Below are 6,799 nucleotides of genomic sequence, written 5' to 3'. Positions count from 1 at the left end.
GGCGATCAAATGGAATCCTTGTGACGGCTGATGTCTTCTCCCGCTCCTTCAGCGGGAGAAGAAGGGACCCGTTGCGGAACGCAACGGGGAGATGAGGGAACAAGGGCGCTGCATACAATTCGGAGCACCGCATTCCCTCACCTCCCCCAACTTCGTTGGGTCCCCTTCCTCTCCCGCGTTGCGGGAGAGGACGCTGGGCAAGCTGATCTCAACTGACCGCCCGCCGCTTTAAAATCCGCTTTCCGTAAGGAAGTGGGGGTTCGAGTCCCCCCGCCCGCACCAGCGCCTTCGTCAGTTGACGTCGATGGCGCGATTCGGCGGCCATTCAGGGCTACGTTGGTGCAGTGGCGTAGCCCCGCCCGATGCTCAGCAATCCAGCTGCATGGCAGCGCCTCTTATCCGCAATGCCAGGGTAGCTTTCCGTAACCATCCGCTCGGGTAAAATATAAGAGTGCTTCGGCTGCGCTGCCGCTTCGAAACATCTCATTATCCGTAAGGAAGGTTGGTGCGGCCAAGAGGACTCGAACCTCCACGGTGTTACCCGCTAGCACCTCAAGCTAGTGCGTCTACCAATTCCGCCATGGCCGCACGTCATTGGTGGCGCGGTGTCTAACAGGGGCATCCCCATTAATCAACCCCCTTGGTGGTGAATCCTTCCCTACCCGAAAGCGCGGCATTTGCGGGCCTTTCTGAACAGGATCTCAAAGCCTCGCGGGTTATTCCTGCAAGCTAACGAGAACAGGTCCGGGGCGCGGGGTCACATGAGTATCACCACCAGGCTAGGGGCGGTCCTGCTGGCAACCATGCTGGGCATGGAGACAGCGGAAGCCGCGGGCTTTCACCGCGCGGAGGAACGCGCCAGCAGCGCGCACTTCACCACATCCGCCGGAAAGACCCTGCCGCCCGTGGGCTTCGTCAATTTCTGCGCCCGCAACCCGCGCGAATGCCGCTCCGCCGGCAGGACGGCGCGAAAGGCGCTGATGACGGGCGAGCGCTGGCGCATCGTCTACCAGTTGAACAGCTATGTGAACGGCAAGATCAGCCCGGCCAGCGACGCCGACATCTATGGCGAGGACGAGTACTGGGCTTTCCCCGCCAACGCAGGAGACTGCGAGGATTATGTGCTGCTGAAAAAGCGCTACCTCGAGAAGCTTGGCTTCGCACGCTCTTCCCTTCTCATCACCGTGGTGCTGGACGAGCGCAACGAAGGCCATGCGGTGCTGACCCTCAGGACGGAGGAAGGCGACTTCGTGCTCGACAACCGGCGCAACGACATCCGCCGCTGGTCCGACCTCGACTACATATTCCTGAAGCGCCAGTCGGACCGTGACCCGCGCGAGTGGGTCTTGCTCGAGCGTGGCGGGCTCACGACGTCCGCGATGCTGCTCGGCGCGGAGGCTGACGCCGCCAGAAACTGAAGAGATTGAAACAAGCCCGGTCGAAGTCCCCTCACCAATCCCAACAGACCGGGCCCAGGAGCCGGCGCAGCCCCACCTGCGCCGGCTCCGCCCATTCAACCACAGGTTTTTCATCCGTATACGGTATTTCTACCGACGGACCTGCGGGAGTTGACAATCGCGCATCATCACGCGGCGGCGCATTATCATTCGCGTTAGTCAGTGAGGATTACGATGCGTACCAGCAGTTACGATGCCATACCCGGCACAACTATTTTCGATGCACCGGGAGATGACCCCCGGCTTTCCGTCGCCGGAGCGATGGACGGCATCGACAGCGCCGCACGGCGCTACCACCAGAGCAGCGACCTGCTGGACGCCACGGCACTTCTCGATGCGATCGAGGGGCTTCGCCGCTTCGTGCTGGTGCGCGCGACGCTGGCGCGGGTTCTGGCCGAACCGCCCCACCCTGGCGCTGCTCCGATGGGGCGGCAGCTCTGCGAGGCGTTGTATGCCATGATCGGCGACGTGCCGAGCCTCGTTGCCGCCTGCACGCGCGATGGCCGCTACCGGATGGAGCGCGACACCCGCCGCGCGATTGCCTGCCTCAATTTCCTTGGCAGCCTCGATCACCGCTTCATCTAGCGTGGCGGGCGCTGAGGTGAGGTCAGCTTGCCCAGCGTCCTCTCCCGCAACGCGGGAGAGGAAGGGGACCCAACGAAGTTGGGGGAGGTGAGGGAATGCGGTGCTCCGAATTGTATGTAGCGCCCTTGTTCCCTCATCTCCCCGTTGCGTTCCGCAACGGGTCCCTTCTTCTCCCGCTGAAGAAGCGGGAGAAGACATCAGCCGTCACAAGGATTCCATTTGACCGCCCGCCGGTCTCGCCGCTCGCTCCAATCGTTCCGTCACCCCAGCGGAAGCTGGGGTCCCGCTTTCGGTCAGCATGTGCCGCAGAGAAAGCGGGATGCCAGCTTTCGCTGGCATGACGGCGAGAATGGGGAATTGGTCATGCTTGCGGCGGGCCGAGGCCTGCCAGCACGGCGAGGCGGACGAGGGAGGCGGTGTTGGAGATGGCAAGCTTCTGGAGCACATTGGCGCGGTGCGCTTCAACCGTGCGCTGGCTGACCGACAGGGCATCGGCAATTTGCTTGCTGGAGCGGCCCGCCACGATGGCATCAACGATTTCGCTTTCGCGACCGGTGAGCTGCTGCAGCAGCCGCCGCGCCTCGCGGATGCCGTCTGACACCTGCACGCGGTCGCGCGACTTGGCCATGGCGGTCTCGATGGCGGTGAGCAGCTCTTCCGGGTCATAGGGCTTTTCGAGACAATCCGCAGCGCCGAGCTTCATCGCCTGGGTGGCGGTCCTGACATCGCCGAAGCCCGTGATCATGATCTTGGGAAAGATATGCCCTTCATCTCCGAGCCTCGCGATCAGCGACGTGCCGAGCGTAGCGCCGAGATTATAGTCGACCAGCGCGCAATCAACCGGCTGCGCGCGGGCGTGCAACATGGCGCCTGCCGGATCGTGGCTGACGCAGGTGCGGTAGCCGGCGGCGCACAAAAGTCCGGCAAGCGAATGGGCAAAGCCCCTGTCGTCATCGACGACCATGACTGTCCTTGACGCATTCATGACGTAACTCCTTGCCTGGCAAGCGGAACCGTGAACCTGAAGACAGCGCCCGCCGTGCTGCTGTTCTCCCAGGAGAGCGAACCGCCGAGGCTGTCGGCGATGCGCTGGCAGATCGAGAGGCCGAGCCCCATGCCGCCGCGCGCCGACTTGACGAAGGGCGCGAACATGGTCCTCGCGGCATCCGCCGGGACCCCGGTGCCGAAATCGGCAACAATGACCTCGGCACTGTCCTCGCGCAGCATGACCTTGACCTCCGCCCCGGCGCGGCCCGCGGCCGTGGAGGCGCTGAGCGCGTTCTTGAGCAGGTTGACGACGACCTGGCCGATCATCGGCAACGAGCCCGCCACGAGCACCCCTTTCACATCCGATGTGACGGTGACGGGCGGCGGCGGCTCCACACCAAGCGCGGCAAGCCGGATGGAATGGGCAATCACCTCATGGATGTCGCACACGCCGCTGTCCTCTGCCTGCTGCGGGCCCATGCGGCGGACGTTGCGGACAACCTCGATGGCGCGATCGGCCTCCTCGCCGAGGCGCTCGGCGATGGCGTGTTGCTCCGGACTGGCGTTCCGCAGCCCGAGCGATACTTTCAGCGCATAGGCATAGTTGCGGATCGCGGCCAATGGCTGGCTGATCTCATGCACGATTCCGCCCGACATCGTTGCATAGGCGAGCACCCTGCTCGCCTCGCCCAGGCGTTCATCATATTCCCGCCGCCGCTGATGAGCCTCCTCCTCGGTCGTGACATCGGTGATGGCGAGGATATGGGAGGCATGATCGGTGCTTCCGGTGGCCGTGGCGCTGATGATGTAATGGCGCGGGCCGCCACCAAGGTCGACCCGAACCTTTTGCTGGACGCGAAAGTCGTTGACCTTCGGCAGGTCACGGAGCAGCGCCGCGATGGCGGCGCAGAGCCAGTTCGTGCTCTCCACGTCGGACGACGGGCGGGCGCCATGGCCAGCAGCTTCGCCGAGCAGGAGCCTGGCACCGGGATTCGCATAGAGCACGGCACCATCCGGACCGAGGCCAACGATTGCAGTATCAACAGACCTGAGGATTGCATTCTGCGCGGCGTGCCGGGCGGCGAGTTCCCGCCCAGCCCTGCGCAGCTCCCGCATGGTGCGGAAGAGAACGATGCTCAGCACCAGCAGCGCGGCCATGAGGGCTTCGAGCGCCGCGACATAGACCAGCATGCGCCAGTTATGGTCTGCGCGGCTCTCATGATAGAATTGGCGGTCAAGCCTTGCCATGGCGAGCAAAAGCTTGCGGATCATCGGGGCATCGGCCCTGAGATGACTGATCAGGCCAACGCGCAGGTTGAGGCTGTCGAGACCCTGCAGCAGCCGGTCGGTCTCGTGTGCCGACCCGAAGAGGACCTGAAGCTTCTCCGTGCCTATTCCTTCGCGCACATGCGCCAGCAGGGGCGCATCACGCAGGATCAGCACGCGGCTCATGTAGATCTCCCCACGCTGCCTCAACTCCGCCAGGCTGTCGCCCCGCTCGGCGGCCAGCAAGAGGCGCTGGTATTCGAAACCCACTTCGAAAACCGACCAGCGCGCGTCGTCCTCCCCGGAATTCACTTTCACCAACTCGGAATAGGCCATGATCGCGATGACGGTTGAGGCGCCAATCGACAGAAGGCCTATGGCAAGGGCGATACTCCCGTTGCCGAAGATGGCGGACCACAGGCGATTGAAAACAGACATGGCGGCGTCCTCTGCCCTTACTTCACGGTGATCCGCGACACCTGCCAGACCGACTGCGCGAAGCGCTTGTCGTTTCCCAGCGACGGCTGGTCCGAGAAGGGGAAGATCACGAACAGTGGCCCCTTCTCGCGCACGGGCATGTATTGGCCATCTCGCCTGTAGGCGAGAATGACATCGATTGTCTGCGTGTCGGCAATGTCGATGTCGGCGCTGTAGTCGTTGAGCGCCGCGATGCTCAACACGCGGCCTCTGGCGCCGGCGTGAGCCGCGAGATCGCGCAGGAGGACGCCTTCATAGGTTGCAGCGCCTTCCTGCCACGGGTTTTCCGTCGTCACAGTCTGGCGCGGCAGCTGCTCCAGCAAGGCTATGTCGAACTGAACGACGAGACCTTCGCTGCAATGACTGATCTGGCCATCGACGGTGAGGATCACGGGGCCTTTCGGCATCGGAAGGTGACAGGCCAAGGATTCACCCGAAAACAAGACCTGAAGGCACAGCACGGCGGCAAGCAGCAGTCTCATTGCTTCATCCCCCATAAACACATTCGATTGTGTGCGATCGTTTGAAGCAACGGACCACACGAAATCGTGTTGACTTCCGGGATAATTGAAATCGTTTAGATTCGGCAATCAGCATTACTACGTAGCCCACCACTACCTTTGGCAAGGGTTCATGCTGTTTTGATGGATGACCGCCGGTTTGATGAAAATCGCAAGGGTTGTTACCGCTCCTGCCCACCCAGACAGCCGCCGTTGCAGGCTCGCGCGCGGGCGCGTAGATCTTTGCCGGACAATGGGATCGGGATCTTAAATGGAGCAGCGGCGGAAGACCGCGAGCCGCCCTGCGCGGCGCAAGCCCGGAAGCCGCATCCATGCGGAGCTTGCCGCCGGGATCGGCGAACTCATCCTCAACGGCACCTATCCGCCCGGCAGCCTGCTGCCCAATGAGGCGGAATGGGGCCGCAGGTTCCGCGCCAGCCGCACCGCCGTGCGCGAGACGATCAAGACGCTGAACGGCAAGGGCCTGCTGGTGTCCCGCCCCAAGATCGGCTCACGCGTGGAGCCGCGCGAGCGCTGGAACCTGCTCGACCGCGACGTGATGGCCTGGCACCGCGCTGCGATGGATGAGCGGGGCTTCCTGCTGGCGCTGCAGGAGGTGCGGCGCATTCTGGAGCCGGGCGTGGCGGTGCTGGCCGCGGCGCGGCGCACGCCGGAACAACTCAACGGGCTGGAGGCGGCGCTCGACGCCATGCGGACTGCAACAGGCGCCAAGCCCATGGTGGAGGCGGACGTGAGCTTCCACCTCCGCCTGCTGGCAGCGGCCAACAACGAGTTGCTCGCCCCCTTCGGCATCATCATCGAGCAGGCGCTGGCCAGCATGTTCGACTTCACGACGCGGCACGCCGCGAAGCCTGAGCGCATCCTGGCGCTGCATGCCGATGTGGTAAAGGCGATCGCCCGGCAGGACCCCGAGGCGGCACGGCGCAGCATGGCGGCCCTGCTCGACGATACTGACGGGATTCTCGCGGTCAGAGGGGCGTGAGGCCCCGGGCGAAGCGCTGCCAGTTGCGCACATAGCCCGCCGCGGAGCGGGTGAGCCCGGCGACAGTCTCGGCGTTGAGTTCGCCCATGATCTTGCCGGGCTGGCCCATGACAAGGGAATTGTCAGGAATGACCTTGCCCTCGGTGATGAGCGCATTGGCCCCGATCAGGCAGTTGCTGCCGATTTTCGCGCGGTTGAGGATCACCGCGCCCATGCCGATCAGGGTGTTGGTGCCCACCTCGCAGCCATGCAGGACCGCCTTGTGGCCGATGGTGCAATTTTGCCCGACGGTGAGCTGCAGGCCAGGGTCGGCGTGCAGCACCGCGCCATCCTGAACGTTGGAATTCTCGCCGATGGTGATCCATTCATTGTCGCCGCGGATCACCGCGCCGAACCAGACGCTCGCCATCGGCAGCAGGCGGACCCTGCCGATCACCGCGGCATCGGGCGCGATCCAGAATGAGCCTTCGGCAGGCAGTTCCGGCGCGATGCCGTCCAGCGCATAGATCGCCATGACCGGCCTC

7 protein-coding genes and 1 tRNA gene are annotated in these 6,799 nt (G+C 64.0%); 3 read left to right on the top strand and 5 right to left on the bottom strand.

The features are described 5' to 3' along the window. Positions 1 to 503: 503 nt before the first annotated feature. A tRNA-Leu gene (locus ACILRA_RS03695) sits at positions 504 to 588 on the bottom strand. Between the two features lie 173 nt (positions 589 to 761). On the opposite strand from ACILRA_RS03695, the gene ACILRA_RS03690 reads away from it, so the two are divergent. Both ACILRA_RS03690 and ACILRA_RS03685 read left to right on the top strand, forming a co-directional pair. Beyond that, positions 762 to 1,418 carry a transglutaminase-like cysteine peptidase gene (locus ACILRA_RS03690; RefSeq protein WP_395660741.1) on the top strand — a complete coding sequence of 219 codons (657 nt, stop codon included), beginning with the start codon at positions 762 to 764 and terminating at the stop codon, positions 1,416 to 1,418. 213 nt (positions 1,419 to 1,631) lie between these two features. After that, positions 1,632 to 2,042, top strand: a complete 411-nt coding sequence (locus ACILRA_RS03685) for a hypothetical protein (protein ID WP_395660740.1) — start codon at positions 1,632 to 1,634, stop codon at positions 2,040 to 2,042. A 361-nt stretch (positions 2,043 to 2,403) separates the two neighbouring features. On the opposite strand, the gene ACILRA_RS03680 is transcribed toward ACILRA_RS03685, so the two are convergent. Genes ACILRA_RS03680 through ACILRA_RS03670 form a run of 3 tightly spaced genes read right to left on the bottom strand, consistent with a single transcriptional unit; the run spans position 2,404 to position 5,254 of the window. Next, positions 2,404 to 3,027, bottom strand: coding sequence for a response regulator transcription factor (locus ACILRA_RS03680; protein WP_395660739.1), 624 nt, complete (start codon positions 3,025 to 3,027; stop codon positions 2,404 to 2,406). After that, the gene (locus ACILRA_RS03675; protein ID WP_395660738.1) at positions 3,024 to 4,733 is read right to left on the bottom strand and encodes a sensor histidine kinase; all 1,710 of its coding nucleotides are present in this window, start codon (positions 4,731 to 4,733) and stop codon (positions 3,024 to 3,026) included. Before ACILRA_RS03675 ends, ACILRA_RS03680 begins: the two co-directional genes overlap by 4 nt. A gap of 17 nt (positions 4,734 to 4,750) precedes the next feature. Beyond that, positions 4,751 to 5,254, bottom strand: coding sequence for a molybdopterin-dependent oxidoreductase (locus ACILRA_RS03670; RefSeq protein ID WP_395660737.1), 504 nt, complete (start codon positions 5,252 to 5,254; stop codon positions 4,751 to 4,753). Between the two features lie 289 nt (positions 5,255 to 5,543). Between ACILRA_RS03670 and ACILRA_RS03665 the strand changes: the two genes are divergently transcribed. Continuing rightward, positions 5,544 to 6,275 (top strand): FadR/GntR family transcriptional regulator, encoded by a 732-nt coding sequence (locus ACILRA_RS03665; RefSeq protein ID WP_395660736.1) that lies wholly within the window; start codon positions 5,544 to 5,546, stop codon positions 6,273 to 6,275. Here the strand turns inward: ACILRA_RS03665 and ACILRA_RS03660 are convergent. After that, complete coding sequence (locus ACILRA_RS03660) at positions 6,262 to 6,789, bottom strand: gamma carbonic anhydrase family protein (protein WP_395660735.1); 528 nt, start codon at positions 6,787 to 6,789, stop codon at positions 6,262 to 6,264. The two genes, ACILRA_RS03665 and ACILRA_RS03660, sit on opposite strands and share 14 nt — an antisense overlap. Between the last annotated feature and the right edge of the window lie 10 nt (positions 6,790 to 6,799).

The sequence above is a fragment of the Aestuariivirga sp. genome (genome assembly GCF_044239095.1).
Taxonomy (GTDB): domain Bacteria; phylum Pseudomonadota; class Alphaproteobacteria; order Rhizobiales; family Aestuariivirgaceae; genus Aestuariivirga.
This window is presented reverse-complemented; position numbering and strand designations above follow the sequence as displayed.